Consider the following 25,158-nt stretch of genomic DNA (forward strand, 5'->3'; position numbering starts at 1 on the left):
TCACTTCCTTAACGTGGCGTTCAACCTTTGTTCGAGCGAGGTGAGGATATTTTGTGTCGTGGTATTCACCTCATCGTCATTAAGAGTGCGCGATGGATGCTGCCAGGTCAAGCCAACTGCAAGGCTTTTTCTATGCGGATCAATGCCTTTACCCTGATAAACGTCAAATAGCCTGAGGTCTGTCAGCCATTCCCCTGCATTTTCACGGATTACATCCAGAACGGCAGTGGCAGCAACGTCACGATCAGCGATCAGGGCCAGGTCGCGGCGCACTTCAGGGAAGCGCGACAACTCACTGAATTTTGGCATTTTGCCCGAGGCCACTTCAGCCAGAACCAGCTCAAAAACGAAGACTGGACGGTCAAGGCCCAGGGTTTTCGACAGTTCTGGGTGAATCGCGCCGACGAAGCCCACCAGGCGACCTTCACGTTCGATACGCGCGGTCTGCCCTGGGTGTAACGCAGGATGGCTGCCCGGAACAAATGTGAAGTCATTCAGTGCACCAGCAAAGCCCAATACTGCTTCCACGTCAGCCTTGACGTCGAAGAAGTCCACGGTGTCGCGACCTTGTGCCCAGCCTTCCGGCAGGCGGCTACCGCACACCACGCCCGCCAGCATTGGCTCTTGCTTCAAGCCGTCGAGTTGGCCGACAAAACGCAGGCCGCTTTCGAACATCCGCACGCGGTCTTGCTGACGGTTCAGGTTGTGGGACAGGGCTTTTACCAAGCCCGGCCACAACGACGAACGCATGGCGGCCATGTCATTGGAGATCGGGTTGGCCAACAGCAATGGCTCGACGCCCGGGTTGAACAGTTCGAACTGCTTGGGATCGATGAAGCTGTAGGTCACGGCTTCCTGGTAACCACGAGCAACCAGCAGGCGACGCAGCTCAGGCAGGTGCGCACGCGCCTCAGCCTTGGGTTGCGGTGCCAGGCGCGCTTGCGGGTAACGAACCGGCAGGCGGTTGTAACCGTACAGACGGGCCAGCTCTTCGATCAGGTCGACTTCCAGGCTGATATCGAAGCGATGGCTTGGCACTTCAACGTGCCACTGCCCTTCCCCGCTTGCGGTAATACCGAGGCCGAGGGCCGACAGCAACTGCTCGATTTCAGCAGGTGCAATCACCAGGCCAAGCATTTGCTCGACACTCTTGGCGCGCAAGGTGATCGGTGCGATGGACGGCAGGTACTGTTCGTTGACGGTTTCGGTGATCGGGCCGGCTTCGCCTCCGGTGATTTCCAGCAGCAGGCCGGTGGCGCGCTCCATGGCTTCACGGGCGAGCTTCCAGTCCACGCCACGCTCGTAGCGGTGCGAGGCATCGGTGTGCAGGCCGTAGGAACGGGCCTTGCCAGCGATGGCGATCTGGTCGAAGAACGCGCTTTCGAGGAATACATCGCGAGTCGTGTCGGACACACCGCTGTGCTCGCCACCCATCACGCCAGCAATTGCCAGGGCGCGGGAATGGTCGGCGATCACCAGGGTGTCGGCACGCAGGCTGACTTCCTGACCGTCGAGCAATACCAGCTTCTCGCCCTCTTCAGCCATGCGTACGCGGATGCCGCCATTGATTTCGGCGAGATCGAATGCGTGCAACGGTTGGCCCAACTCGAGCATCACGTAGTTGGTGATGTCGACGGCGGCGTCGATGCTGCGCACGTCGGCGCGACGCAGACGCTCAACCATCCACAGCGGGGTTGGACGGGACAGGTCAACGTTACGGATCACGCGCCCCAGATAACGTGGGCAAGCGTTTGGCGCCAGCACTTCGATCGGGCGTACTTCATCGTGCACAGCGGCCACAGCGGCGACCACCGGGCGGGTAACAGGAGCGTTGTACAGCGCGCCCACTTCACGAGCCAGGCCCGCGAGGGACAGGCAGTCGCCGCGGTTCGGGGTCAGGTCGACCTCAATGCTGGCGTCTTCCAGTTCCAGGTAAACACGGATGTCCTGACCCACTGGCGCGTCGGCCGGCAGTTCCATCAGGCCATCGTTGCCCTCGCCTACCTGCAGCTCCGACTGAGAGCAGAGCATGCCGTTGGACTCAACGCCACGCAGCTTGGCCTTCTTGATTTTGAAGTCGCCCGGCAGTTCGGCGCCGATCATGGCGAACGGAATTTTCAGGCCCGGGCGCACGTTTGGCGCTCCGCACACGACCTGAAAAGTCTCCGCGCCATTGCTGACCTGGCATACACGCAACTTGTCGGCGTCGGGATGCTGCTCGGTGCTCAGCACCTCACCCACGACCACGCCGCTGAAAACACCGGCGGCCGGCGTGACGCTATCGACCTCAAGGCCGGCCATCGACAGACGAGCAACCAGCTCGTCGCGATCTACCTGCGGGCTTACCCAGCCGCGCAGCCATTGTTCACTGAATTTCATCCTGCTCTCCTAAAGATTCGTTACGACTAGCGAAATTGCGCGAGGAACCGCAAGTCGTTGTCGAAGAACAGACGCAAGTCGTTCACGCCGTAACGCAGCATGGCCAGACGCTCAACGCCCATGCCGAAGGCAAAGCCCGAGAACTCTTCCGGGTCGATCCCGGACATGCGCAGCACGTTGGGGTGAACCATGCCGCAGCCCATCACTTCCAGCCAGCCGGTCTGTTTGCAGACACGGCAGCCTTTGCCGCTGCACATCACGCATTCCATGTCGACTTCAGCTGAAGGCTCGGTGAACGGGAAGAACGATGGACGGAAACGCACCGCCAGCTCTTTCTCGAAGAACACGCGAAGGAACTCTTCGATGGTGCCCTTGAGGTCGGCGAAATTGATGTCGCGATCAACCAGCAGGCCTTCGACCTGGTGGAACATCGGCGAGTGGGTGATATCCGAGTCGCTACGGTACACACGGCCTGGGCAGACGATGCGGATCGGCGGCTTGTTCGCTTCCATGGTGCGGACCTGTACCGGCGAGGTATGGGTGCGCAACAGCATGTTCGCGTTGAAATAGAAGGTGTCGTGCATCGACCGGGCCGGGTGATGGCCTGGGATGTTGAGCGCCTCAAAGTTGTGGTAATCGTCTTCAACCTCAGGGCCTTCGGCGATGCCGTAGCCGATATGGGTGAAGAACTGCTCGATGCGTTCCAGAGTCCGGGTTATCGGATGCAGGCCGCCCGAGGTCTGGCCACGGCCAGGCAGGGTTACGTCAATGGACTCGGCGGCGAGCTTGGCCGCAAGATCAGCCTCCTCGAGCGACGCCTTGCGCGCATTGAGAACCTCTGTGACACGCTCCTTGGCGACGTTGATCAGCGCACCGACTTGCGGACGCTCTTCAGCCGGCAAATTCCCCAGGGTCTTCATCACCTGAGTCAATTCACCCTTTTTGCCAAGGTAGTGAACCCGGATTTGCTCCAGGGCATTGATATCTTCAGCGCTTTGCACGGCCTCAAGAGCTTGAGCGACGAGCGCGTCCAGGTTTTCCATGTACAGACTCCAGATACAAAATAGGGGAAGAGCTTGAAGGCTCTTCCCCTATTTAAGACGTTTACCACCTTGGGCTGCAGCAGCTCAAGATGACTGTCGGGGGTACTTAAGCCAAGGTGGCTTTAGCTTTCTCGACAATCGCAGCAAACACCGCTTTTTCGTTCACGGCCAGTTCAGCCAGGACCTTACGGTCGATTTCGATGGACGCTTTTTTCAGGCCAGCGATGAAACGGCTGTAGGACAGACCGTTAACACGTGCACCGGCGTTGATACGAGCGATCCACAGAGCGCGGAACTGACGTTTTTTCTGACGACGGTCGCGGTAGGCGTATTGGCCAGCCTTGATTACCGCTTGCTTGGCAACACGGAATACGCGTGAACGCGCGCCGTAGTAGCCTTTAGCAAGTTTCAGAATTTTTTTGTGACGTTTACGGGCAATGACGCCACGCTTTACACGAGCCATGAGTTACTTCCTCTATTCTTGACTAAAATTAACGAAGGCGCAGCATGCGCTCGACTTTTGCCACGTCAGACGGATGCAGCAAGCTGCTACCGCGCAGTTGACGCTTACGCTTGGTCGACATTTTGGTCAGAATGTGGCTCTTGAAAGCGTGCTTGTGCTTGATACCGTTAGCAGTTTTCAGAAACCGCTTAGCAGCACCACTTTTAGTTTTCATCTTTGGCATGTTCGGTACTCCGCATTCAGTTGATAAACATAATCAGAAGGCCTGCCGTGCCCTATTGATTACTTCTTCTTTTTCGGGGCGATGACCATAATAAGCTGGCGTCCTTCCATCTTAGGATGCTGTTCGACCGAACCGTACTCGAGCAGGTCAGCTTCAACCCGCTTGAGGAGTTCCATCCCCAGCTCCTGATGCGCCATCTCACGGCCGCGGAATCGCAAGGATACCTTGGCCCTGTCCCCATCACTCAGGAAACGTACCAGGTTGCGCAGTTTTACCTGGTAATCCCCTTCCTCCGTCCCTGGACGAAACTTGATTTCTTTTACTTGAATCTGCTTCTGGTTCTTCTTCGCTGCAGCAACCTGTTTCTTCTTTTCGAAGATCGATTTGCCGTAGTCCATCACCCGGCAAACAGGTGGGATTGCATCGGCAGAAATTTCCACCAGGTCCAATTTGGACTCTTCAGCAATACGAAGCGCTTCATCAATCGAGACGATGCCAATCTGCTCGCCGTCAGCGCCAATTAACCGAACCTCGCGTGCCGAGATATTCTCGTTGATCGGGGCTTTCGGTGCAGCTCGTTTATCTTGTCTCATTTCACGCTTAATAATAATTACTCCGAATCTGGGCGACCACGCCGGGAAACCGCTTGCGCGAGGAACTCAGCGAACTGGGCGACGGGCATCGAGCCCAGGTCAGCACCTTCACGAGTACGCACAGCGACAGTCTGCATCTCGACTTCCCGATCTCCGATAACCAAAAGATAGGGAACCTTGAGCAAAGTATGCTCGCGGATTTTAAAGCCGATCTTTTCATTTCTCAAGTCGGACTTGGCACGAAACCCGCTTTCGTTGAGAGTTTTTTCAACTTCAGCGGCAAAATCTGCCTGTTTATCAGTGATATTCATGATCACTGCCTGGGTCGGAGCCAGCCACGCAGGGAACGCACCCTCGTAGTGCTCGATCAGGATCCCGACGAACCGTTCGAACGAGCCAAGAATCGCCCGGTGCAGCATAACCGGGTGTTTACGGCTGTTGTCTTCGGAGACGTATTCGGCTCCCAAACGGATCGGCAGGTTAAAATCGAGCTGCAGGGTACCACACTGCCAGACGCGGCCAAGGCAATCTTTCAGCGAGAACTCGATCTTCGGACCGTAGAACGCGCCCTCCCCCGGCTGCAGATCATACGCAAGGCCCGCGCTGTCGAGTGCTGCGGCCAGTGCGGACTCGGCGCGATCCCACAACTCGTCGGAGCCGACGCGTTTTTCCGGACGAGTGGACAGCTTCATTTCGACTTCGGTAAAGCCGAAATCGCGATAAACGTCCATGGTCAGCTTGATGAACGCAGCGGATTCAGCCTGCATCTGCTCTTCGGTGCAGAAGATGTGGGCGTCGTCTTGAGTGAAGCCACGCACGCGCATGATGCCGTGCAGTGCACCCGACGGCTCGTTACGGTGGCAGGCACCGAATTCGGCCAGGCGCAGCGGCAACTCGCGGTAGCTCTTCAAGCCCTGATTGAACACCTGCACGTGGCACGGGCAGTTCATCGGCTTGATGGCGTAGTCGCGGTTTTCCGACTGAGTGGTGAACATGTTGTCGGCGTAGTTGGCCCAGTGCCCGGATTTCTCCCACAGGCTGCGGTCAACGACTTGTGGAGTTTTGATCTCCAGGTAACCGTTGTCGCGCTGAACCTTGCGCATGTACTGCTCGAGCACTTGATACAGGGTCCAGCCGTTCGGGTGCCAGAACACCATGCCCGGCGCTTCTTCCTGGAGGTGAAACAGGTTCAGGCGTTTGCCGATCTTGCGGTGGTCGCGCTTTTCAGCTTCTTCGATGCGCTGGATGTAGGCGGCCAGCTGCTTCTTGTCAGCCCAGGCCGTGCCGTAGATCCGCTGCAGTTGCTCGTTCTTTGCATCACCGCGCCAGTAGGCACCGGACAGTTTGGTCAGCTTGAACGACTTGAGGAAGCGTGTGTTCGGCACGTGCGGGCCACGGCACATGTCGACATATTCTTCGTGGTAGTACAGGCCCATGGCCTGCTCGTCCGGCATGTCTTCCACCAGACGCAGCTTGTAGTCCTCGCCACGAGCGGTGAACACTTCGATCACTTCGGCACGCGGCGTGACCTTTTTAATCACGTCGTAATCTTTTTCGATCAGCGCGTGCATGCGCTGTTCGATAGCCGCCAGGTCGTCCGGAGTGAAAGGACGCTCGTAAGCGATATCGTAATAGAAGCCTTCGTCAATGACCGGGCCGATCACCATTTTCGCGGTTGGGTACAGTTGCTTGACCGCGTGGCCAATCAAATGCGCGCAAGAGTGGCGAATGATCTCCAACCCCTCTTGATCTTTTGGCGTGATGATTTGCAGGCTGGCATCGCTGGTGATCAGGTCGCTGGCGTCAACCAGCTTGCCGTCGACCTTGCCGGCCACGGTGGCTTTGGCCAGGCCGGCACCAATGGATGCGGCGACCTCGGCTACGGAAACCGAATGATCGAATGAACGTTGACTGCCGTCGGGAAGAGTAATAGTTGGCATGGCGCCTCCTCTCCTAGTGGTGACCCCTACCAAAGGTCACGTGGGTTGGGATGAGCCAGTACAAGATCCAATACCAGGCCGTTCAGTGATGAACGCCTGCCTTACAGCGGCAGGAGCCTTTCGGCCAACCGATAATCGAACCAGAGTGACTGGAGTGAGCTAAAAAGAACATGGCAAGGCGGCAAATGGCACGCCTGGAAATAGCCAAGCGCACGATGCTAGCACAGATGAACGGTCATCGCGCCGGCGCCGCCTTACGAAATACAAATTCCAGCGTTTATGGCTGCAAAAGTGAACTTGGGCTGTACGCCAAGCCTCAAACCCACTGAGAATCGCCGTTCGTCCTCGACCCAAAGGAGCATCCACATGATGCGTTTTACCTCGACCCTCGCTCTCGCCGCTTCCCTGGCTTTCTTGTCCCTCGGCGCCCAGGCAGCCGCCCCGTCGAACTGGCCAGCCGGTGCTCGCGACAGCTTCGTCAAAGACTGCAGCTCGGCCGCTCAGCAGAGCGTTGACGCCAAAACCGCCAAAGATCATTGCGAATGTGGCGCAGACAAGATCAATGCCGAATTGAGCACCGCCGAAATCAAAGAGCTCATGACCAATCAGAACGCCAGCCAAGACCTCAAAAACAAGGCGGTCGCGGCAATTTCGTCCTGCAAGGTCGTGAAAAAATAGTCGGACCAAACCCTGTTCAGACGATCGTTTTGTTGAAAAAACGCCCCTAAAACTGCCATTTCTCACAAATTACGCAGCTTTTACGGCTTTTTTTAACAGCTGATATTTCGAGTCAAAGCCCCGTAGATCGGGGCTTTCAGCCGACCACAGCACCAAACGCAACGCTATTGATTAGCAAACAATGCCTTGGGGGGGCTCCCAAGCCGAACATTTCGACTATGATAGCCCGGTGTGCCCAGTTGGCCTGAGCAGCACAGCACTACTGAAAATATATGTTTCTTGGAGATACACCATGTCTAATCGCCAAACCGGCACCGTTAAATGGTTCAACGATGAAAAAGGCTTCGGCTTCATCACTCCTCAAGGTGGCGGTGACGACCTGTTCGTACACTTCAAAGCTATCGAAAGCGACGGTTTCAAAAGCCTGAAAGAAGGCCAAACCGTTTCCTTCGTGGCTGAGAAAGGCCAAAAGGGTATGCAAGCTGCACAGGTTCGCGGCGAGTAATTCTCTGCTGAGCCAAAAAAAACCCCGTCCATGTGACGGGGTTTTTTATGGGCGCTGCAAAAGCCGAGGGAGCTTAGCCGCAGTTAACCCGCGTTATCACCAATTTATCGTCGGTGTTCAGGTTCAAACGGTCGGATCGGTATTCGAGGGTGACCATGTCATTGGGCTTTAGAATGCGTGCATTCTGCGCACCAGAACGGGTACGCGCCTGCTCCAGCAACTGGGGCGAGGCTGTTTGACCGACTGCGAACTCGGCAGCCTTTGACTCACAGCGGCCACTGCCGGCTTCGGTCACGACGGCGTCTTTAGCTGGCACAGAGGCACCCGGGGTGCTGCAACCCGCCAACGCGAGTGCTGCCAACAAAGTACCGAATGATGCGAGCTTCCAAGGCATGAAGCCTCCTATGATAAAAAATGGACAGAGATCGTGCGACAGCGGTATGCAGGATTGGTTTCAAGACGTAAACCGCGCAGGGCAAGTCTGCCTGACTCTCAAGCGGCATTCGTCCGGTCAATCGTGACCAGATATGAACGCACTCAGTAGATGTCGATGTAATCGAACGGCGGCTGTGGCCAGTTCTGTTTCAGGGCGTTGAAAATCTGGGTTACCCACACCTCGTCGCTCGCCGCTACGTTCCCGACATAACCGGAACCCTTGGCCCAGGTTTCCAGGCGAAACAGCAGCCCGTCGATCTCCACGCCACCCACAACGTTGCCGGAGGAAATGTAGGCGATGCCGGCTTTTGTCACGCGCAGCTGGGTATGCTCATCGTCACTGGCACTGGCGATGAGCTGACGCACTGCAGCAAGGGTCAGGTTTTCAGGGTTGTTCAAATCGATCTGCACGCAGCATTTCCCGGCAATTAGACAGAACAACAGTGTCGCACAGCGCTCCCGTCATGCCTAAGTAGCAGTGCCAAACGCCGCGCGAAATGGTTAACTGCCCGGGTAATAACCGCGTTTTAGCGCATTGCCCCGTCATCCAAGTTCGCGAGACACCCATGACCACCGTAACCCTGCAAGCCGACATCAAAGCCAAGTGGCCCCAAGGGCAAAGCTCTTACAGCCCCGGAAGCCCGGAAGAACTGGCAATCATTGGTATCGACCTGCTGGTCAAAGAACTGGGCACCAAGGCTGCGCAGGCGTTCATCGGCCAGGTATTCGAAAAATACCCGGCCGACCACATGGGGGCACACAACCCCGAGCGCGAATAAGATCCGGCCGGCGAGCGCCGACCGGCAAACACATTACTTCAGACGTGCCAGGCGCTCGGTCAGCAGATCGAAGAAGCCCTGAGCGTTGCCGTTTTCAACCCAAAATGCATTCTTCGGCTGCTTCAGGCCATCGTACCAATCGACGATGGTCTGGCCGAAGGTTGGGCCTTCACGGCTGTCCACCACCACGTTTACTTCGCGGCCGCTGAACAGCTCGGGTTTGAGCAGATAGGCAACCACGGTGGCGTCGTGAACCGGGCCACCCGGGATGCCGTAGTGCTCCATATCGCCTTTGACGTATTCGTTGAGAATACTGCTGACAACCTTGCTCGCATTGTTATTCAGGTCAGCGATCTTCTTGAGGCGCGCTTCGCTGGTCAGGACTTTGTGAGTCACGTCCAGCGGCAGGTACGTCAGCTTCACGCCACTTTTGAGCACAATCTCAGCCGCTGCCGGGTCGGCAAACAGGTTGAATTCGGCCACCGGCGTGATGTTGCCGCCATTGAAGTGCGCCCCCCCCATCACCACTACTTCCTTGATGCCCTGGGTGATTTCCGGTGCTTGGGTCAACGCCAAGGCGAGGTTGGTTTGCGGGCCGAGCATGGCGATGGTGATGCTGTGCGGCTTGGCGGTGCTCAGGGTCTTGATCAGGTAGTCAACGGCATTGCCTTCGGCCAGGCCTTTTTTCGGCTCGTGCACGGTCACACCGGAAATACCTTCCTTGCCGTGAATATTTTCAGCGTAGATCGGTGTGCGCAGCAGCGGTTTGGGCGCTCCGGCGTATACCGGGATGTCCTCGCGCCCTGCCCACTCGCGCGCCAGGCGCGCGTTGCGGGAGGTTTTGTCGAGACGCACGTTACCGGCGACGGTGGTCAGCGCACGAATGCTCAGTTCCTCGGGGGAAGCCATCGCAAACAGCAAAGCCACCACGTCATCGGCGCCCGGGTCGGTGTCGATGATCAGATCGATTTTTTCCGCCGCGTGGGCGCTGGCTGCGGTGAGAGCGGACAAAAGCAGGACACTCCGAAACAGGTTTTTCAGGGTTGGAAGACCATGTTGCATGTAACACTCCTTGTCGTGGGGAAACACTAGAACGTGACGCCGGATACCAGTGCGATATTGCAGTAAGGCTGGCATTCGCCAGTACGAACAACAGCACGAGCCTTGCGGCTCAGTTGTTTGAACTCGTCGTGGCTGACCAGGCGGCGCTCGCCCAACGCCGCCTGTTCAGTCAGGGTGTTGAGGTCTGTCAGTGCCGGCGGCTGCTTGAGCAGGATTTCTTCCGCCAGCACGTGGCTTTCTACCTGCATCTCGCTGAGCACAATGCGCAGAGTGCTGATGAAATCCGGGATGCCCTGGGTCAGCGCCAGGTCGATCAGCTCCACACCCGGCGGGACCGGCAGGCCGGCATCGCCAATAACCAGGATGTCACCGTGACCCAAGGATGCGATCACGCGCGAGAGGGCGATATTGAGCAGAGGTGTCTTTTTCATGAGGGCACAAAACCTTGAACGTCGTGCAGCGTAGGAATAGAGGGTTGCGCGCCAGCGCGGGTCACCGACAATGCGGCTGCGACCTGACCAAACCGGATGGCCTCACCCTCGCTTTTGCCATTGGCCAGTGCTGCGGCAAAGCCGCCGACAAAGGTGTCGCCGGCGGCGGTGGTGTCCACCGCCTTGACCTTGGGTGCGACCAGATGCTCAAAGCCTTTACCGTCGGCAAACAACGCGCCTTGTGAGCCCAGAGTAATAATGACCTTGCCTGCACCGGCCTTGATCAGTTGAGTCGCAGCAACCTTGGCACTGTCGAGGGAGTCGACCGTCACACCGCTCAAGGCCGTGGCCTCGCTTTCGTTGGGAATCAGGTAATCGACCGAGGCGTACCATTCGGGCGGCAAGGGTCCGCTGGCGGGCGCCGGGTTCAGGATGACCGTCTTGCCGAGTTCGCGACCGCGCTTGAGGGCATGACCAACGGTGTCCATCGGCACTTCCAACTGGCAGATGATCACGTCGGCGGCCTGCAATACCGCATCGACCGCCTGTAGCGAAGCGGGGGTCAATTCGCCGTTGCTGCCGGCCACGATCACGATCGCATTCTGGCTGCTGTCATCCACGACGATCAGCGCCACGCCACTGGAGCCGTCCACGCTGCTGACGGCCTGGCAATCGATGCCTTCCACCAGCAACGCATCGCGCAATTGAGTGCCGTAAGCGTCGCTGCCGACGCAACCGATCATCGCCACCTCAGCCCCAAGACGCGCCGACGCCACCGCCTGGTTGGCGCCCTTGCCACCGGGAACGGTGGAGAACGTTTGGCCGATCAGGGTTTCACCGGCACGCGGCAAGCGGCTGGCGCGGGTGACCAGGTCCATGTTCAAGCTGCCTACTACCACTACTTTTGCTGGCATACATCAGTACTCATCAATTCGGTTCAGCGGTACTGGGCGAATACACCGGCAAACGGCGCCGTGGATTCACGCAATACAATGCTCGGCGTCACGATGCGTTGATCGATCGGCAGTTGGGGTGTCGCAATTCGTCGCAATAAAAGCTCGGCCGCTGTTTCACCCAGTTGCACGATCGATTGCCCGACCGTGGTCAGTGCGGGGTATACGTAACGGCCCATCTGAATGTCATCAAAACCGATCACCGACAGTTCACCAGGGACACGGATATTGCGCTCTGCCGCAGCGCGTAACACGCCGAAACCAATCATGTCGTTGCTGGCAAAAATCGCGCTGGGCGGGTTGTCCGCGAGCAATTTTACCGCGGCGGCGTACCCGCCGGTGCTGGTGAAATCGCTCTCTTCGGTGCGGTTAACCATCACCTCAACGCCCGCTTCACGCAATGCACGCTGATAACCTGCCAGACGCATTTGTGCCACGCGGGTGTGGCCAGGGCCGCCAATGCAGGCGATGTCCCGGTGGCCGAGTTCGAGCAAATGGCGGGTCGCCAGGTAAGCGCCCTCCTCGTGATCGATACGCACCAGGTCGACATCGATGCCGTCCAGTGCGCGGTCGACAATAACCATGGGTGTGCGCACCGCGCTCAACCCTGCGGCAAGGCCACTGTCATCGCCGCCGACAGAGGTAACGATCAAGCCGTCGATGCGCTTCTCCAGCAACACACGCAGGTAGCTGCGCTGCTTCTCAGCGTTGTCATCGGAATTGCAGAGGATCACGCAGTAACCGTTTCGCTCGCAGTAATCCTCGATGCCCCGCGCCAGCTCCGCAAAATACGGGTTAAGGCTATTGGGCACCAGCAGCCCGATGGTCGCGGTGGTCTTGGCCTTGAGCGAGCGCGCAACCGCGCTCGGCACGTAGTCCAACTGCTTGATCGCGGCTTCAACCTTGATCCGTACAGGCTCGCTGACCGGGCGCGTCTTGTTCACCACGTGGGACACAGTGGTGTAGGAAATGCCTGCAAGCGCGGCCACATCCTTGATCGTTGCCATGGTTCAGCCCCGCCGACTGGCGCGCTGGCTGCGGTAGGTGTCGAGGACCACGGCAATTACGATCACGGCACCGGTAATGATGCGTTTGGTGGGTTCCGTGGCACCGATCTGCGCAAGGCCGGCGGCCAATACCGAAATAATCAACACGCCAAAGAAGGTGCTGATGACCGAGCCACGCCCACCCATCAAGCTGGTGCCGCCGATCACCACAGCGGCGATTACCTGCAGCTCCAGCCCGGAGCCGGCATTCGGGTCCGCCGCTTCCAGGCGCGAAATCTGGAACAGCGCCGCCACACCAGCCAACAGGCCCATCAGGCTGAACACCAGGATTTTGTAGGGCTTGGGGTTGATCCCGGCCAGGCGCACCGCTTCTTCATTGGTACCGATACCGATCAGGTAACGACCAAACACGGTACGGGTCAACACCAGTTGCGCGGCAATGATCACCAACAAGGCAATGATGAAGGATGGCGAAATACCGAACGCCACCGGGTTGGACAGCCAGGCAAAGGAGTCGCCGATATAGGCGGTGCGCGAACCGGTCATCTGGTACGCCACGCCGCGGGCCATTTCCAGCACGCCAAGGGACACGATAAACGACGGAATGCGCCACGCCACGGTGATCGAACCGGTGATGGTACCGGCCAATGCCGCACAGCCCATGCCCAGCAACGCGGCGGGCAACACGCTCCAGCCCCAGCCAAGAATGGCCACACTCACCGCCGACGCCGCCAAAGCCATCACCGAGCCCACCGACAGGTCGATCCCGCCGATGATCAGGATGAAGGTCATGCCCACTGCCAGCACCATCAGGTCCGGGATCTGGTTGGCCAGGGTGCTGAAGGTGTCGTACGACAGGAAGTGGTCACTCAAGACCGAGAACAGCGCAATCATCGCCAGCAAGGCACCGGCCAGCCCCAGATAGGTGCCCAGGCCGTAGAAATTGCCGCCAGTTTTACCGGGGGAATGTGTGGTTTTCATGAGGTTTCCCTAAGCACTGCATCGTTGAGCAGCGCATCACGTTTCTGATAGCCGGCAAACGCGGCGGCGAGCAATTCGTCCTGGGTCCAGCTGTCGCGCTCGAAAGTCTCGATCAAGCGACCGGCGGACAACACGCCGATGCGATCACAGATCAGCATCAGCTCACGCAGGTCACTGGACACCACCACCAGCGCTTTGCCCTGGCGAGTCAGTTCGCCGAGCAAGGCATAAATGTCGAACTTGGCGCCGACGTCGATGCCCCGGGTCGGTTCATCAAACAACATCACCGCGCAGTCGCGCTCCAGCCAACGGCCGATCACGACTTTCTGCTGGTTGCCGCCGGACAGCTCGGAGACCAGTTGCGCCGGGCTGGAACTGCGGATACGCATGGCGTCGACCTGGCGCTTGGCCAGGGCGGTTTCTTCGCGGCTGTTGACCACGCCGCCGCCCGAGATTTTCGGCATGTTTCCCAGGGCGATGTTGGCGCTGATGGATTGGGTCAGCAGCAGGCCTTCGCCTTTGCGGTCTTCAGTGATCAAGGCAATGCCATGGCCGACTGCGTCAACCGGCGAACGAATGCTCACCACCTGAGCCGGCGAGCCAAGCGCCACGGTGCCGCTGTCGGCAATATCGGCGCCGAAAATCAGGCGCAGCAATTCAGTACGGCCCGCACCGATCAGGCCGGAAATACCGTAGATCTCGCCGGCCCGCACTTCAAAGGAAACGTCGCGGACTTTGTCCGAACGGGTCAGCCCTTTCACCGTCAAGGCGGGGCCGCCAATGCTGCGCGGGCCCAGATCAATCTTTTCACCCAACTCGCGACCGACCATCAAGGTGACCAGTTGCTCGCTGTTGTAGTTGGCCATCGGCTCGACGCACACCAGCTTGCCGTCGCGCAGCACCGCAATGCGCTGGGCGACACGGGCCAGTTCTTCGAGCCGGTGAGAAATATAAATGATCGCCACGCCCCGGGCCTGCAGGCGGGTGATTTGTTCAAACAGCATCTCGACTTCACGGGCCGTGAGCATGGCCGTGGGTTCGTCGAGGATCAGCACATGGCAATCGCCGATCAGGTTGCGGGCAATTTCAACCATCTGTTGATGGCCGATGCCGAGGCTGCCGACCAGGGTGTCCGGGTCGATCGCCTCCAGGCCGACGTGGGCCATGGCTTCGATCGCGGCTTTGCGCAGTTGCTTGCGGCTGATCCAGCCACATTTGCTGGGCAAGTTATCCAGGAACAGGTTTTCAGCCACGGTCAGGGTCGGCAGCAGGTTAAGTTCCTGCATGACCATGCGCACGCCCAGCCCTTCAGCCTGGGTGCGGCTGCCGGGGCGGTATTCCTGACCATTGAATTGCATGTGCCCGGTGGTCGGCGTAACCAGCCCACCGATAATTTTCGACAGGGTGCTTTTACCCGCGCCGTTCTCACCGGTCAGCGCCAGCACTTCCCCGCGATTGAGCGTCAGGGTGATGTCGGACAGAACCGGCTGGGCATAGGTCTTGCCGATACCGCTGACCGAGAGGACAGCGTTCGGGGCGGAAGATGACATAGGAAAATCTCCAGGCGCCCGCTCAGGACGAGCGGGCGCTGTTGGGTGCTGCCAGGATTACTTCTTGAGGACGAGTTCGACCGGGGTTTCGATCACGCCATCTTTGGCATCGACTTTCTCACCCTTGACCAGCTTGAGCGCGTTCTGGATACCGAACACGGCTTGCTGAGCAGCAGCCTGGTCGGCAGTGGCCAGCACGCGGCCGTCTTGCAGCATCGGCTTGATGGCCTCGATGTTGTCGTAGCCTACAACCAGTACTTTGCCGGCCTTGCCTGCCGCACGTACGGCGGAAACTGCGCCAAGAGCCATGTTGTCGTTACCGGCCAACAGCGCCTTGATGTCCGGGTATTCGCTGAGCATCGCGGAAGCCACTTTCTGGCCCTGGTCAATTTCCCAGTTCCCGGATTGGGTGGAGACGATCTTCATGCCGGCAGCGTCCATCGCATCTTTGTAGCCTGCAGTGCGTTGCTGGGCATTGGTGGTGGTGGGCACACCTTCGATGATCCCGACCTTGTCACCCGAGGTCAGTTGTTTGGCCAGATAGTCACCGACCAGCTTGGAGCCTTTGCGGTTGTCCGGGCCTACAAACGGAATATCGAGGTTTTTGCTTTTCAGCACATCCACATCAAGGCGGTTGTCGATGTTGACGACTTTGATGCCGGCATCCGAGGCTTTCTTCAGCACGGTAACCAGCGCCTTGGAGTCGGCAGGTGCGATCACGATGGCGTTGACCTTGGCCAAAATCATCTGGTTGACGATATCAATCTGCGCGCTGGTATCGGTTTCGTTCTTGATCCCGTTGGTGATCATGTCGAAATCGGCGGCGTGTTCTTTCTGATAAGCCTTGGCACCGTCTTGCATGGTGACGAAAAATTCGTTGGCGAGGGATTTCATGACCAGGCCGACCTTGGGTTTGGCGGCAGCGTCATCGGCAAATGCAGAGGAGAGAGGCAGGGCAGCGGATGCGGCAGCAAGCACAGCGACAGCAAGAAGACGTCCGGCAAATGGCAGCTTCATGGGTTCACTCCGATCTTATGATTATTGTGAGCAACGCTTGCACCGAAGAACGCTTCGGCAGCCTTCCCACCCGGGTGGCTGATACGAGCATTCACGAAGCGCCAGGAGCGTTTCGTGAAACAACTCGCAAACGTTTGCGTTAGCCAAACTATGAGAACCTTGCGGGGATTTGTCAACGATAGAAAAACACCTTTCATCAAGCCCCTCCAACTTCAGCCGCCACGGCCATACAGCTGAAACGATTAAACATTGCCCACGCTTGATCGTTCTCTAAAACGACAGGCTGTGGCATCTGCGTCATACACATCCCATCGACATTCCATCATAGTTTTCGGGCAACCGAACGCAACGCTGTCGACCGTTCGGAAAGCCGGACAGCGGCCTGCCCAACCAATCCATAAACCCAACACAAGTCGTTTTAAATCAATACCTTAATTTATATAGTCGACCACGATGGGGTTGGTACAAATCCTGCTCTTTCTCAGCACCTCGTGGCATTCAAACCGCCCGGGTGTTCTAGATGAACCTGCTACCGCACTCATCAAAAACCAGAGAGAAAAATAATGAAATCTGCATTGAAGTCCTTTGTTCCGGGCGCCCTCGCCCTCCTGCTGCTGTTCCCCGTCGCCGCCCAGGCGTCGGCAGTTGAAACAAAACCCAAACTCTCCAACGTGGTGATTCTCGCCACGGGCGGCACCATTGCCGGTGCAGGCGCCAGTGCTGCCAACAGCGCCACATACCAGGCGGCCAAGGTTGGCATTGAGCAATTGATTGCCGGTGTTCCTGAGCTTAGCCAGATTGCCAATGTGCGCGGCGAGCAAGTGATGCAAATTGCATCCGAAAGCATCAACAATGAAAACCTGCTGCAACTGGGTCGCCGTGTGGCCGAACTGGCCGACAGCAAAGACGTGGACGGCATCGTGATCACCCACGGTACCGACACCCTGGAAGAAACCGCCTACTTCCTGAACCTGGTGGAAAAAACCGACAAGCCAATCGTGGTCGTCGGTTCGATGCGCCCGGGTACTGCGATGTCGGCAGATGGCATGCTCAACCTGTACAACGCCGTGGCCGTCGCCGGCAGCAAAGATGCTCGCGGCAAGGGCGTGCTGGTCACCATGAACGACGAGATCCAGTCGGGTCGCGACGTCAGCAAGATGATCAACATCAAGACCGAAGCGTTCAAGAGCCCATGGGGTCCATTGGGCATGGTCGTTGAAGGCAAATCCTATTGGTTCCGCCTGCCTGCCAAACGCCACACCATGGACTCGGAATTCGACATCAAGACCATCAAGAGCCTGCCGGACGTGGAAATTGCCTACGGCTACGGCAACGTGAGCGACACGGCCGTCAAAGCCCTGGCCCAGGCTGGCGCCAAAGCGATCATCCATGCGGGTACCGGCAATGGCTCGGTGTCTTCCAAGGTGGTCCCGGCACTGCAAGAGCTGCGCAAGCAAGGCGTGCAGATCATCCGCTCTTCCCACGTAAATGCCGGTGGCTTCGTTCTGCGCAATGCCGAGCAGCCTGACGACAAGTACGACTGGGTTGTCGCACACGACCTGAACCCGCAGAAAGCGCGGATCCTGGCCATGGTTGCCTTGACCAAGACCCAGGACAGCAAAGAGCTGCAACGGATGTTCTGGGAATACTGATTTCTGGTGACACCTCTGTAGAGGCGGGTTCTGCCCGCCTCTACTTCCCGCCGACGCCCCACGATTCAACTCCCCGTCCTACACAAATACTCCTTAAATGCTGTCAGACGAACTTCTTGAAGTTTAAGCAGTTGCGAAATGGCTCACAGTTAAATACTGTATGCACGTACAGCAAACCAAGGAATACTCCGTGGCAAAGTCCTCTTCTGCAGCAACCACCGCACCTGATGCCTACGAACGTCTCGCCATTCGCGTGCAGAAAATCATCAATTCCACTAATGCCCAGAAAGCCAAGGCGGCTTTGATCTTCCGTCTGCCGGATGAGCCGGAGGATGAATGGGCACGCTTGCTGGAAGAAATTGCCGAGAATGACAACGTGACCCTCGCCTACCGGGACGATGGTGGCGTGCAGATTTTCTGGGTTGTGCCGAAGGAAGATTGATTCAATGAGTGCCCGCTTTATTGCTGTGTTGTGTCTGTTTTTTGCCGCCGCCGCCCAGGCCCAGGCACCTCGCACGTTCAGCGAGGCCAAGAAAATCGCCTGGAAGCTCTACGCCCCGCAATCCACCGAGTTTTACTGTGGCTGCAAGTACACCGGTAACCGTGTGGACCTCAAATCCTGCGGCTACATTGCGCGAAAGAATGCCAGCCGCGCCGCGCGCGTTGAATGGGAACATATCGTTCCAGCCTGGCAGATCGGGCATCAACGCCAGTGCTGGCAAGATGGCGGGCGCAAGAACTGCACACGCAAGGATGACGTGTTCAAGCGTGCCGAGGCCGATTTGCACAACCTTGTGCCCAGCATCGGCGAGGTCAACGGCGACCGTAACAACTTCAGTTTTGGCTGGCTGCCGGTGCAACGTGGGCAATATGGCTCATGCCTGACTCAAGTGGACTTCAAAGCCAAGAAGGTCATGCCCCGCCCGTCAATTCGCGGAATGATCGCCCGCACGTATTTCTATATGAGCAAGCAATACGGTCTGCGCCTGTCAAAACAGGACCGGCAATTGTATGAAGCCTGGAACAAGACCTATCCGGTGCAAGCCTGGGAGCGCCAGCGAAACCAGACCGTGGCCTGTGTAATGGGGCGCGGCAACGAGTTTGTCGGCCCGGTGAACCTGAAAGCCTGCAGCTGACAGCTGACAGCGGGCGGCAAGGCCGCCCCTTCGGCCCTTATTGCGCCGCTTTGTGCTCGACGACCTCCGATTCGGTGTCATTTTTCTTGGCCCTAGCCATCTTCTCGTTCAACTGTGCCTGCTTGGCCTCAGCCTCTGCCTTGCTGGCGAACGGCCCCAAAAAGACCTCATCCTTGCCGTCGACCTTCACGATATAAAAATTGAAACCGTGTTCCAGCAACCAGGCAGTCAGGTCGGTGATCGCTTGCAACTTGTGGCCCGGCGGACCGACCCAGACGTCCCACTCCTGGGCGGCAATCGCTCCGGTTTGTGGTTGGCTTTCGGTCACGACAGGCTGGGTCTTGGGGGTAGAGACACTTTTACCTTCACCGCAACCGGCCAATGCCAACACCGCAATTGCCATCGCTACTTTACGCACTGCCCTGCTCCTTAAAGGAAAAGAGGCAACTTTATCATTCACTGTCTATTCTGGCCGTCATAAACGTTGGCTTAAACAATGCGAATGATGTATCGCAGACCTGTATGATGCCGCCATGGGAATTAATGTCGCCTCTATGCGTCCTAAAAGAGGCAGTCACAGGGAAGCGCTTAGCAGTAAGCTACACACATCTGACATCTGCCCTGTCTGAAACATGTGTCCTTAAAAGTAATCAAGGAGAAGTCCATGCTTATACTCACCCGCAAAGTCGGTGAAAGCATAAACATCGGTGATGACATCACGATCACCATCCTGGGCGTCAGCGGCCAGCAAGTACGAATCGGCATCAATGCACCCAAGGATGTTGCCGTGCATCGCGAGGAGATTTATCAGCGCATCCAGGCAGGCCTGACTGCTCCGGACAAAAATCAGACACCTTGAAGTCCTCCCTCAGTAGCCAGCCCTTTCGTTCACTGTAACGGCTGGCGAAAACCTTTTTTGGCCTGCTCCGCGTTCCGCGCGTGATCAGCGCTCCCAGCACCCTCTTGCATCGCCAGAAGATGAAACTGTTTTCATGTCTGGAACTTGTTACACAATTTGTAGCCAAATTATCAGACTATTGCCCTGCCATCCGAGCGAATTCAGGAGTACGCCGATGAGGCCTGCGATAAGGCAACCACTTGTGTCCAGATCCTGGCTGATCGCCCTGCTGATCGGGTTGGCCTTTGTGGTGCTGGGATATGGTTTGAAATTCGAGATTGAAGGTGTCAGTGATCCCAGCAAACGCTCATGGCTGGACCTGGCACTGTTTCTGAGTGGCTACCTGTTTGTGTTCTGCCTCAAGCCCATCCAGAAAGCCGTCTTGCGCAAACTGTGTCAGCGCGCCAGTCACCGTAGCCACCAGAAAATCGCACGATAACACCGATATTTCGGCAATCGGATCATCGGTATGTACAGTCGCGTAGCAAGGCCTATGCTTGGGCTTGCACGGTCAGCGAAAGGCGTCAGCGCAGATGGATACCCTGAGTAAATCCGAAATCGAATCTGCCTTGGCTTCCCGTCTGCCCAGCTACAGTATCGCCTGTACGCTGCATGCCGACGGCACGCTGTCTGCCGTCCTCAGTGGCCCGGAAACCGATCATTTTGCAATCACCGGCATTGTTCGCGCGCACTATCGCGGTGCAGAGGCAATCGCTCGGCTTGCCAACGAGATACTCAGAGAAATGGTGCTGTCGCGCCAAGGCATGAAAAGCAGCCGGTTGCAGGTTTCCTCGGACTCGGCCGCTTGCAAATAAAACCTCGACCGCTTCCCGTCATCGAGTCAAAGACTTCAATTCCAACAAGCCATCACCGTCGCGAAGTACCCGCAGCGTGTCATAGGCCTCAATACAGGCATGTACTGTCGCCATCGGCTGCACATGCGTTGAAGTGACAACCATCACGTCCGCGCCCGCGGCCTCCCCCGCTTGAATCCCTACCGTTGCATCTTCAAATACCAGGCAATCCTGCACCGGCACGCCCAAACGCTGCGCGCCGAGCAGGTAACAGGCCGGGTCGGGCTTGCCTTTGGCCACATCCTCAGCCGTTACCAGCACGGCTGGCGGAGCAATACCCGCCGCTTGCAGACGACGCAACGCCAGCTCCCTGGGTGCGGACGTGACCAGCGCCCATTGATCACCGGGCAGATGGCTCAAAAATTCGACGGCGCCGGGAATCGCCACAATGCCCTCGACGTCATTGATCTCAGCCTCGGTAATCCACTGCGCTTCAACCTCTGGGTCGACACCGGGTAGCGCCTGGCGAGTGATCGTGTCGATCGCGCGGGCGCCATGGATAGTCTTCAGAAATGCCGCCACATCCAGGCCGTGGCGTTCAGCCCAAAGGCTCCATACACGCTCGGCGGCGGCAATCGAGTTGAGCAACGTCCCGTCCATGTCGAACAGAAAGGCGCGGTAACGCTGAGTAAATACGGCGGGGCCTTGGGTGGACACTGCAAAGCTTTCCTTTTAGTCGGTAACAAAGGCTGACCCGGATGCAATCTACGGATCACTTGGCAACTTGTAAACGCTGCGGGCGGATTCCCGTGGCATTGCATTACAACCTTGTAATGAAGCTGTAAGTCTTGTCAGCACCCTCACTTCATACAGTGGAGTCGTCAGTCAGCCACACCGGTTGACGCCACTTCCTACTGATGAAAAAGGGTCCCCCATGAAACCTGCAAGCAAACTCTGCCTGATCGCCGCCAGCCTGTTGATGCTGGGCACTGGCAGCGCCATGGCCGGCACTGTCGCCCCGGTCAAAGCCAACAACGTGGTGCTGGTGCACGGTTCCTGGGCTGACGGTTCGAGCTGGTCCGAGGTGATCACCCGCCTTCAGGCCGCCGGCCTGCACGTCACCGCGGTACAGAACCCGCTGACTTCGGTCGCCGATGATGTCGCCGCGACCAACCGTGTGCTGGATCAACAGGACGGTCCTACCGTGCTGGTCGGCCATTCCTATGCTGGCACCGTGGTCAGCGACGCTGGCGTCAACCCCAAGGTCAGCTCTCTGGTTTACGTCGCCGCTCGCGCACCGGATGCCAACGAAGACTTCGTCGCCCTCTCCGCCAAGTACCCGACCATGCCCGTACGCAGCGGTGTGGAAGATCACGACGGCTACCTCACCTTGAGTCAGGACGCTTTCCTGAAGTACTTCGCCGCCGACGTCCCCCGCGCCAAAGCCCTGGAGCTGTACGCCGTGCAGCAACCGATCACCAAGACCCTGTTCAGCGGCCGCACCGTGAATGCCGCCTGGCACACCAAGCCCTCCTGGTACGCCGTGTCTACCAATGACCAGACCATCAACCCGGACCTGGAACGCTTTCTCGCCAAACGCATGAACGCCACCACGATCGAGCTGCCGTCGAGCCACTTGTCGCTGGTGTCCCACGCCAAGGAAATCACCGACCTGATCCTCGAAGCGTCCGGTCGCCAGCCTTAATCCCTGAATGACGAACTTGTCATCATCCTGTTGGTTGGCTGTTGGGGACCACTGGTTAACGTGAACTCACTGCCAGGACCTGGCAGCCAACCCTTAAAGAGAGATACCGCCATGAAACTGTTCATCCTCGGCTTTACCGCTTTGCTTGCCACCGGCTCCGTGTTTGCTGCTGATGCCGCCTCCGCCAACGACGTGATCCACGACAAGGCCAGCTTCTTCGTCCACCTGGATGTCGATAAAGTGCTGTCGAGCACTGACACCTACGGCCAATGCGGTATCGTGCCCGCCCGCCTCGACTACCTCGACCACCAGGGCCGTGAGCACGTGCTGGACTACCAGGTACAGGGTATCGGTTGCGCCAGTGACAATTGATCGGGCTACACTTGCGCCACGTACTGAATCAGGGCACTTCCCATGAACATTCTTGTCGTCGAAGACGAACCCAAGGCCGGCAACTACTTGCTCAATGGCCTGCAGGAACTGGGCTACTCCGTGAGCCTCGCCCGCGACGGCGTGGACGGTTTGCACCAGGCACTGGAAACGCCGTTCGACGTCATCGTCCTGGATGTGATGATGCCGAAAATGGACGGCTGGGAAGTGCTGCGCCGGCTGCGTAAAGAGGCTGATACGCCGGTGCTGTTTCTCACCGCACGTGACGACATTGCCGACCGCATCAAGGGGCTGGAACTGGGCGCCGATGATTACCTGATCAAACCGTTCTCCTTCGCCGAGCTGGTCGCGCGCTTGCGCACCCTGACTCGGCGTGGCCCCAGCCGCGAAGAAGAACAATTGCAGATCGCCGACCTGCAAATCGACGTGCTCAAGCGCCGTGTCACCCGCGCCGGCACACGCATTACCCTGACCAATAAAGAGTTCGCACTGCTGCACCTGTTCGCCACCCATCAGGACCAGGTGCTGTCACGCTCGATGATTGCCTCGCGGGTGTGGGACATGAATTTTGACAGCGACACCAATGTGGTCGACGTGGCCGTGCGACGCCTGCGTCTGAAAATCGACGACCCGTTTCAGCTCAAGCTGATTCACAGCGTGCGCGGTATCGGTTACCGCTTCGATACGCAGCCATGAGCAATCACCGCCACTACTCGCTGACCCTGCGCCTGGCCTTGATCTTCGCCCTGCTTGCCTTTGCGCTACTGGCCACCCTGGGCGTGGCGCTGTACCGCGAGCTGGAGCGCGAACTGATCAAGCGTGACGATGCGGCGCTGATCTATCGCGCTGACCAGTTGCGCAACCTGCTCAACGACAGCAACACCCTGGACCTGATCAAGACCAAGCCTGAGCTCTTCCAGAACATGCTGGGCAACAGCGAGTCAGTGCTGAGCATCGCGGCGCCAGGGCAAAAGCCGTTGCTGCTGGTCAACCCGGGCAATATTGAAATGCCGTCCGTGACGCCCGTCCCCAAAAATCGGGAGCTGGGTTTTTCTGACGTGCACCATTTACCCGGTATCAATGGTGTGCCCTTCGCAACCATCGCCGCGTCCATAGACTCCGGCGACATGGGCAGCCTGCAAGTGACCACCGGGCGCCTGATGACGGAACGCACCGCCATGCTCGCCAGCTATCGCTTGAGTGTGTTTATCCTGGCAAGCATTGCCGCGATCATCCTCGCCGTGGTGAGTTATGTCATGGTGCACCGTGGGCTGCTGCCCTTACGGCGCCTGGCCAAACACGCTCAGGGCATTGGTGTGGGTAACCTGGCCGAACGCCTCGACAGTCACGGTGCGCCGAAAGAGCTGCTGCCGATGATCGACTCCTTCAACACCATGCTCGAACGCCTCGCCAAGGGTTTTGTGCAACTGGGGCAGGTGTCCACCGACATGGCCCACGAACTGCGCACGCCGATCAACAACCTGCTGGGGGAAACCCAGGTCGCCCTGCAGCAAAGCCGCAACATAGAGAGCTACCAGCAACTGCTGGCGTCCAACGTCGAAGAACTCGAACGCCTGGCGCGCATGCTCGACAACATGCTGTTCCTTGCCCGCACCGACCCGGCCAGTGCCCTGCGCCAACGCCAGGCACTCAGCGCGGCGGATGAGGTGGAGCGTATGGCTGACTATTTCGAAGGGCTGGCGAGCGATGTGGGGATGCACATTCTCGCCTCGGGTGAAGGCGTGATCTGGGCCGAGCCAATGCTGCTACGCCGGGCGCTGGCCAATCTGTGCGCCAATGCCATCAAGTATGGTGCGCCGGGTTCCGATCTGATGATTCAGGCAACTCCAGGCCCTGAAGGTATAAGCCTGAGGGTCAGTAACAGCGGAGAGACGATTCCCGCGCAGCATCTGCCAAGGCTGTTCGAACGGTTTTACCGCGTCGACGAATCCCGTGAGCGTTCGGCGCAGTCCAATGGCCTGGGGTTATCGATTGTGGCGACCATCATGCAGCTGCATAACGGTCGGTACAGCGTCACCAGTGAACAGGGCGTAACGTGTTTCGAGTTGTTTTTCCCCAGGCAGGAGGACTGAAAACCGCGTGCCAGAAACCCGGTGTTATTTTGCAAAGGTTTGCCTGTCCCACAGAGCTCCGACTCCTACTATTCTTGCTTCCCAAGCGCTCTCGCACATTGTTTGAAACAGGTGTCATGCTTTGGAGAAAAAACAGTATCGAATCAGCGGGGCAAACGCGCTGAACATCCCGGCTCAAGGCAGAGGCGGTGGAGGCAACGACGGAGGTTCCGGGCTGGAAAAACGTTTGGGTTTACTGGAAAAGGGGCTGGCTGAAATGAAAGAGAAGCTATTCACCGTTTCGAGCAGGACAGACTCCAATGAAAAACATTTCGCCACGCGGGCTGACCTGGCGACCACCGAGCTGAACCTCATCAAATGGTACGTCGCCACGGCGTTCGCGATGACAGGCCTGGCGTGCGCCATCACCTTCGGCCTGACCCGGTTGCTGAGCAGTTAGGGCAACACCGGC

The 25,158-nt window shown here is 58.1% G+C and carries 31 protein-coding genes; 14 read left to right on the top strand and 17 right to left on the bottom strand.

Translation table 11 applies throughout. The features are described from left to right. The 6 genes from pheT to thrS all read right to left on the bottom strand — a co-directional run bounded on the left by pheT (position 1) and on the right by thrS (position 6,641). Entirely contained in the window at positions 1 to 2,379 is a 2,379-nt protein-coding gene (gene pheT, locus BFW87_RS00705) for a phenylalanine--tRNA ligase subunit beta (protein WP_078738088.1), read from the bottom strand. A 26-nt stretch (positions 2,380 to 2,405) separates the two neighbouring features. Then, entirely contained in the window at positions 2,406 to 3,422 is a 1,017-nt protein-coding gene (pheS, locus tag BFW87_RS00710; protein WP_065874065.1) for a phenylalanine--tRNA ligase subunit alpha, read from the bottom strand. A 106-nt stretch (positions 3,423 to 3,528) separates the two neighbouring features. Continuing rightward, positions 3,529 to 3,885 (bottom strand): 50S ribosomal protein L20, encoded by a 357-nt coding sequence (rplT, locus tag BFW87_RS00715; protein WP_003174975.1) that lies wholly within the window; start codon positions 3,883 to 3,885, stop codon positions 3,529 to 3,531. A gap of 28 nt (positions 3,886 to 3,913) precedes the next feature. After that, entirely contained in the window at positions 3,914 to 4,108 is a 195-nt protein-coding gene (gene rpmI, locus BFW87_RS00720) for a 50S ribosomal protein L35 (RefSeq protein WP_002553160.1), read from the bottom strand. 59 nt (positions 4,109 to 4,167) lie between these two features. Continuing rightward, complete coding sequence (infC, locus tag BFW87_RS00725; RefSeq protein WP_015884933.1) at positions 4,168 to 4,719, bottom strand: translation initiation factor IF-3; 552 nt, start codon at positions 4,717 to 4,719, stop codon at positions 4,168 to 4,170. Then, on the bottom strand, positions 4,719 to 6,641 hold the full coding sequence (gene thrS / locus BFW87_RS00730) for a threonine--tRNA ligase (protein WP_078738089.1): 1,923 nt from the start codon (positions 6,639 to 6,641) through the stop codon (positions 4,719 to 4,721). Before thrS ends, infC begins: the two co-directional genes overlap by 1 nt. A 366-nt stretch (positions 6,642 to 7,007) precedes the next feature. Between thrS and BFW87_RS00735 the strand changes: the two genes are divergently transcribed. Both BFW87_RS00735 and BFW87_RS00740 read left to right on the top strand, forming a co-directional pair. After that, the gene (locus tag BFW87_RS00735; protein WP_078738090.1) at positions 7,008 to 7,319 is read left to right on the top strand and encodes a hypothetical protein; all 312 of its coding nucleotides are present in this window, start codon (positions 7,008 to 7,010) and stop codon (positions 7,317 to 7,319) included. Between the two features lie 292 nt (positions 7,320 to 7,611). Beyond that, complete coding sequence (locus BFW87_RS00740; RefSeq protein WP_003234260.1) at positions 7,612 to 7,824, top strand: cold-shock protein; 213 nt, start codon at positions 7,612 to 7,614, stop codon at positions 7,822 to 7,824. A gap of 73 nt (positions 7,825 to 7,897) precedes the next feature. On the opposite strand, the gene BFW87_RS00745 is transcribed toward BFW87_RS00740, so the two are convergent. Then, the gene (locus tag BFW87_RS00745; RefSeq protein ID WP_078738091.1) at positions 7,898 to 8,218 is read right to left on the bottom strand and encodes an I78 family peptidase inhibitor; all 321 of its coding nucleotides are present in this window, start codon (positions 8,216 to 8,218) and stop codon (positions 7,898 to 7,900) included. Positions 8,219 to 8,361: 143 nt separating this feature from the next. Continuing rightward, positions 8,362 to 8,670 carry a hypothetical protein gene (locus BFW87_RS00750; RefSeq protein ID WP_078738092.1) on the bottom strand — a complete coding sequence of 103 codons (309 nt, stop codon included), beginning with the start codon at positions 8,668 to 8,670 and terminating at the stop codon, positions 8,362 to 8,364. A 155-nt stretch (positions 8,671 to 8,825) separates the two neighbouring features. Between BFW87_RS00750 and BFW87_RS00755 the strand changes: the two genes are divergently transcribed. Next, positions 8,826 to 9,038: a hypothetical protein gene (locus tag BFW87_RS00755; protein ID WP_078738093.1), complete on the top strand. Its 213-nt coding sequence runs from the start codon at positions 8,826 to 8,828 to the stop codon at positions 9,036 to 9,038. A 33-nt stretch (positions 9,039 to 9,071) separates the two neighbouring features. Here BFW87_RS00755 and BFW87_RS00760 read toward each other — a convergent pair whose 3' ends face one another. The 7 genes from BFW87_RS00760 to BFW87_RS00790 are packed head-to-tail and all read right to left on the bottom strand — an operon-like array spanning position 9,072 to position 16,039. Next, positions 9,072 to 10,100 carry a nucleoside hydrolase gene (locus BFW87_RS00760; protein ID WP_078738094.1) on the bottom strand — a complete coding sequence of 343 codons (1,029 nt, stop codon included), beginning with the start codon at positions 10,098 to 10,100 and terminating at the stop codon, positions 9,072 to 9,074. 26 nt (positions 10,101 to 10,126) lie between these two features. After that, positions 10,127 to 10,531, bottom strand: a complete 405-nt coding sequence (gene rbsD / locus BFW87_RS00765) for a D-ribose pyranase (protein WP_078738095.1) — start codon at positions 10,529 to 10,531, stop codon at positions 10,127 to 10,129. Beyond that, positions 10,528 to 11,445 (bottom strand): ribokinase, encoded by a 918-nt coding sequence (rbsK, locus tag BFW87_RS00770; protein WP_078738096.1) that lies wholly within the window; start codon positions 11,443 to 11,445, stop codon positions 10,528 to 10,530. Before rbsK ends, rbsD begins: the two co-directional genes overlap by 4 nt. A 23-nt stretch (positions 11,446 to 11,468) precedes the next feature. Next, on the bottom strand, positions 11,469 to 12,491 hold the full coding sequence (locus tag BFW87_RS00775) for a LacI family DNA-binding transcriptional regulator (RefSeq protein ID WP_078738097.1): 1,023 nt from the start codon (positions 12,489 to 12,491) through the stop codon (positions 11,469 to 11,471). A gap of 3 nt (positions 12,492 to 12,494) precedes the next feature. Next, positions 12,495 to 13,472 (bottom strand): ABC transporter permease, encoded by a 978-nt coding sequence (locus tag BFW87_RS00780; RefSeq protein WP_078738098.1) that lies wholly within the window; start codon positions 13,470 to 13,472, stop codon positions 12,495 to 12,497. After that, complete coding sequence (locus BFW87_RS00785; RefSeq protein WP_078738099.1) at positions 13,469 to 15,022, bottom strand: sugar ABC transporter ATP-binding protein; 1,554 nt, start codon at positions 15,020 to 15,022, stop codon at positions 13,469 to 13,471. The genes BFW87_RS00780 and BFW87_RS00785 overlap by 4 nt, the downstream gene beginning before the upstream one ends. Before the next feature lie 57 nt (positions 15,023 to 15,079). Beyond that, positions 15,080 to 16,039 carry a sugar ABC transporter substrate-binding protein gene (locus BFW87_RS00790; RefSeq protein WP_078738100.1) on the bottom strand — a complete coding sequence of 320 codons (960 nt, stop codon included), beginning with the start codon at positions 16,037 to 16,039 and terminating at the stop codon, positions 15,080 to 15,082. A 563-nt stretch (positions 16,040 to 16,602) separates the two neighbouring features. Here BFW87_RS00790 and BFW87_RS00795 point away from each other — a divergent pair. The 3 genes from BFW87_RS00795 (at position 16,603) to BFW87_RS00805 (ending at position 18,827) form a co-directional block, all read left to right on the top strand. Beyond that, complete coding sequence (locus BFW87_RS00795) at positions 16,603 to 17,691, top strand: asparaginase (protein ID WP_078738101.1); 1,089 nt, start codon at positions 16,603 to 16,605, stop codon at positions 17,689 to 17,691. Positions 17,692 to 17,881: 190 nt separating this feature from the next. After that, positions 17,882 to 18,133 carry a DUF1654 domain-containing protein gene (locus tag BFW87_RS00800; protein WP_176159691.1) on the top strand — a complete coding sequence of 84 codons (252 nt, stop codon included), beginning with the start codon at positions 17,882 to 17,884 and terminating at the stop codon, positions 18,131 to 18,133. Positions 18,134 to 18,137: 4 nt separating this feature from the next. Next, positions 18,138 to 18,827 carry an endonuclease gene (locus BFW87_RS00805; RefSeq protein ID WP_078738103.1) on the top strand — a complete coding sequence of 230 codons (690 nt, stop codon included), beginning with the start codon at positions 18,138 to 18,140 and terminating at the stop codon, positions 18,825 to 18,827. Positions 18,828 to 18,864: 37 nt separating this feature from the next. Here the strand turns inward: BFW87_RS00805 and BFW87_RS00810 are convergent, their stop codons facing one another. Next, complete coding sequence (locus BFW87_RS00810) at positions 18,865 to 19,230, bottom strand: SPOR domain-containing protein (protein ID WP_078738104.1); 366 nt, start codon at positions 19,228 to 19,230, stop codon at positions 18,865 to 18,867. 261 nt (positions 19,231 to 19,491) lie between these two features. Here BFW87_RS00810 and csrA point away from each other — a divergent pair, with 261 nt between their 5' ends. The 3 genes from csrA to BFW87_RS00825 all read left to right on the top strand — a co-directional run bounded on the left by csrA (position 19,492) and on the right by BFW87_RS00825 (position 20,540). Then, positions 19,492 to 19,686 (top strand): carbon storage regulator CsrA, encoded by a 195-nt coding sequence (csrA, locus tag BFW87_RS00815; RefSeq protein ID WP_003192511.1) that lies wholly within the window; start codon positions 19,492 to 19,494, stop codon positions 19,684 to 19,686. Between the two features lie 214 nt (positions 19,687 to 19,900). Continuing rightward, positions 19,901 to 20,164: a hypothetical protein gene (locus tag BFW87_RS00820; RefSeq protein WP_078738105.1), complete on the top strand. Its 264-nt coding sequence runs from the start codon at positions 19,901 to 19,903 to the stop codon at positions 20,162 to 20,164. A 94-nt stretch (positions 20,165 to 20,258) separates the two neighbouring features. Then, positions 20,259 to 20,540 (top strand): hypothetical protein, encoded by a 282-nt coding sequence (locus BFW87_RS00825; protein ID WP_078738106.1) that lies wholly within the window; start codon positions 20,259 to 20,261, stop codon positions 20,538 to 20,540. Positions 20,541 to 20,558: 18 nt separating this feature from the next. On the opposite strand, the gene BFW87_RS00830 is transcribed toward BFW87_RS00825, so the two are convergent. Further along, the gene (locus BFW87_RS00830; RefSeq protein ID WP_078738107.1) at positions 20,559 to 21,236 is read right to left on the bottom strand and encodes an HAD family hydrolase; all 678 of its coding nucleotides are present in this window, start codon (positions 21,234 to 21,236) and stop codon (positions 20,559 to 20,561) included. A gap of 217 nt (positions 21,237 to 21,453) precedes the next feature. On the opposite strand from BFW87_RS00830, the gene BFW87_RS00835 reads away from it, so the two are divergent. The 5 genes from BFW87_RS00835 to BFW87_RS00855 all read left to right on the top strand — a co-directional run bounded on the left by BFW87_RS00835 (position 21,454) and on the right by BFW87_RS00855 (position 25,146). Further along, positions 21,454 to 22,224, top strand: coding sequence for an alpha/beta fold hydrolase (locus tag BFW87_RS00835; RefSeq protein ID WP_078738108.1), 771 nt, complete (start codon positions 21,454 to 21,456; stop codon positions 22,222 to 22,224). Positions 22,225 to 22,335: 111 nt separating this feature from the next. Beyond that, positions 22,336 to 22,596, top strand: coding sequence for a DUF2790 domain-containing protein (locus BFW87_RS00840; RefSeq protein WP_078738109.1), 261 nt, complete (start codon positions 22,336 to 22,338; stop codon positions 22,594 to 22,596). A gap of 42 nt (positions 22,597 to 22,638) precedes the next feature. After that, positions 22,639 to 23,310 carry a heavy metal response regulator transcription factor gene (locus BFW87_RS00845; RefSeq protein ID WP_016970977.1) on the top strand — a complete coding sequence of 224 codons (672 nt, stop codon included), beginning with the start codon at positions 22,639 to 22,641 and terminating at the stop codon, positions 23,308 to 23,310. Continuing rightward, entirely contained in the window at positions 23,307 to 24,707 is a 1,401-nt protein-coding gene (locus BFW87_RS00850; RefSeq protein ID WP_078738110.1) for a heavy metal sensor histidine kinase, read from the top strand. The genes BFW87_RS00845 and BFW87_RS00850 overlap by 4 nt, the downstream gene beginning before the upstream one ends. A gap of 121 nt (positions 24,708 to 24,828) precedes the next feature. Then, on the top strand, positions 24,829 to 25,146 hold the full coding sequence (locus tag BFW87_RS00855) for a hypothetical protein (protein WP_254865840.1): 318 nt from the start codon (positions 24,829 to 24,831) through the stop codon (positions 25,144 to 25,146). The last annotated feature ends 12 nt before the right edge of the window (positions 25,147 to 25,158 follow it).

Origin of the sequence: Pseudomonas fluorescens (assembly GCF_002022275.1) — a bacterium.
Taxonomy (GTDB): domain Bacteria; phylum Pseudomonadota; class Gammaproteobacteria; order Pseudomonadales; family Pseudomonadaceae; genus Aquipseudomonas; species Aquipseudomonas fluorescens_AJ.

Bases quoted from the DNA above. Each gene is read 5' to 3' on its own strand.
- BFW87_RS00845 (WP_016970977.1), top strand. From the start codon at position 22,639: ATGAACATTCTTGTCGTCGAAGACGAACCCAAGGCCGGCAACTACTTG.
- BFW87_RS00775 (WP_078738097.1), bottom strand. From the start codon at position 12,491: ATGGCAACGATCAAGGATGTGGCCGCGCTTGCAGGCATTTCCTACACC.
- rpmI (WP_002553160.1), bottom strand. From the start codon at position 4,108: ATGCCAAAGATGAAAACTAAAAGTGGTGCTGCTAAGCGGTTTCTGAAA.
- BFW87_RS00735 (WP_078738090.1), top strand. From the start codon at position 7,008: ATGATGCGTTTTACCTCGACCCTCGCTCTCGCCGCTTCCCTGGCTTTC.
- BFW87_RS00745 (WP_078738091.1), bottom strand. From the start codon at position 8,218: ATGCCTTGGAAGCTCGCATCATTCGGTACTTTGTTGGCAGCACTCGCG.
- BFW87_RS00810 (WP_078738104.1), bottom strand. From the start codon at position 19,230: ATGGCAATTGCGGTGTTGGCATTGGCCGGTTGCGGTGAAGGTAAAAGT.
- BFW87_RS00790 (WP_078738100.1), bottom strand. From the start codon at position 16,039: ATGAAGCTGCCATTTGCCGGACGTCTTCTTGCTGTCGCTGTGCTTGCT.
- BFW87_RS00780 (WP_078738098.1), bottom strand. From the start codon at position 13,472: ATGAAAACCACACATTCCCCCGGTAAAACTGGCGGCAATTTCTACGGC.
- BFW87_RS00760 (WP_078738094.1), bottom strand. From the start codon at position 10,100: ATGCAACATGGTCTTCCAACCCTGAAAAACCTGTTTCGGAGTGTCCTG.
- BFW87_RS00850 (WP_078738110.1), top strand. From the start codon at position 23,307: ATGAGCAATCACCGCCACTACTCGCTGACCCTGCGCCTGGCCTTGATC.
- pheS (WP_065874065.1), bottom strand. From the start codon at position 3,422: ATGGAAAACCTGGACGCGCTCGTCGCTCAAGCTCTTGAGGCCGTGCAA.
- BFW87_RS00740 (WP_003234260.1), top strand. From the start codon at position 7,612: ATGTCTAATCGCCAAACCGGCACCGTTAAATGGTTCAACGATGAAAAA.
- thrS (WP_078738089.1), bottom strand. From the start codon at position 6,641: ATGCCAACTATTACTCTTCCCGACGGCAGTCAACGTTCATTCGATCAT.
- BFW87_RS00785 (WP_078738099.1), bottom strand. From the start codon at position 15,022: ATGTCATCTTCCGCCCCGAACGCTGTCCTCTCGGTCAGCGGTATCGGC.
- rbsK (WP_078738096.1), bottom strand. From the start codon at position 11,445: ATGCCAGCAAAAGTAGTGGTAGTAGGCAGCTTGAACATGGACCTGGTC.
- BFW87_RS00755 (WP_078738093.1), top strand. From the start codon at position 8,826: ATGACCACCGTAACCCTGCAAGCCGACATCAAAGCCAAGTGGCCCCAA.
- pheT (WP_078738088.1), bottom strand. From the start codon at position 2,379: ATGAAATTCAGTGAACAATGGCTGCGCGGCTGGGTAAGCCCGCAGGTA.
- rbsD (WP_078738095.1), bottom strand. From the start codon at position 10,531: ATGAAAAAGACACCTCTGCTCAATATCGCCCTCTCGCGCGTGATCGCA.
- BFW87_RS00805 (WP_078738103.1), top strand. From the start codon at position 18,138: ATGAGTGCCCGCTTTATTGCTGTGTTGTGTCTGTTTTTTGCCGCCGCC.
- BFW87_RS00835 (WP_078738108.1), top strand. From the start codon at position 21,454: ATGAAACCTGCAAGCAAACTCTGCCTGATCGCCGCCAGCCTGTTGATG.
- BFW87_RS00840 (WP_078738109.1), top strand. From the start codon at position 22,336: ATGAAACTGTTCATCCTCGGCTTTACCGCTTTGCTTGCCACCGGCTCC.
- BFW87_RS00825 (WP_078738106.1), top strand. From the start codon at position 20,259: ATGGATACCCTGAGTAAATCCGAAATCGAATCTGCCTTGGCTTCCCGT.
- BFW87_RS00820 (WP_078738105.1), top strand. From the start codon at position 19,901: ATGAGGCCTGCGATAAGGCAACCACTTGTGTCCAGATCCTGGCTGATC.
- csrA (WP_003192511.1), top strand. From the start codon at position 19,492: ATGCTTATACTCACCCGCAAAGTCGGTGAAAGCATAAACATCGGTGAT.
- rplT (WP_003174975.1), bottom strand. From the start codon at position 3,885: ATGGCTCGTGTAAAGCGTGGCGTCATTGCCCGTAAACGTCACAAAAAA.
- BFW87_RS00795 (WP_078738101.1), top strand. From the start codon at position 16,603: ATGAAATCTGCATTGAAGTCCTTTGTTCCGGGCGCCCTCGCCCTCCTG.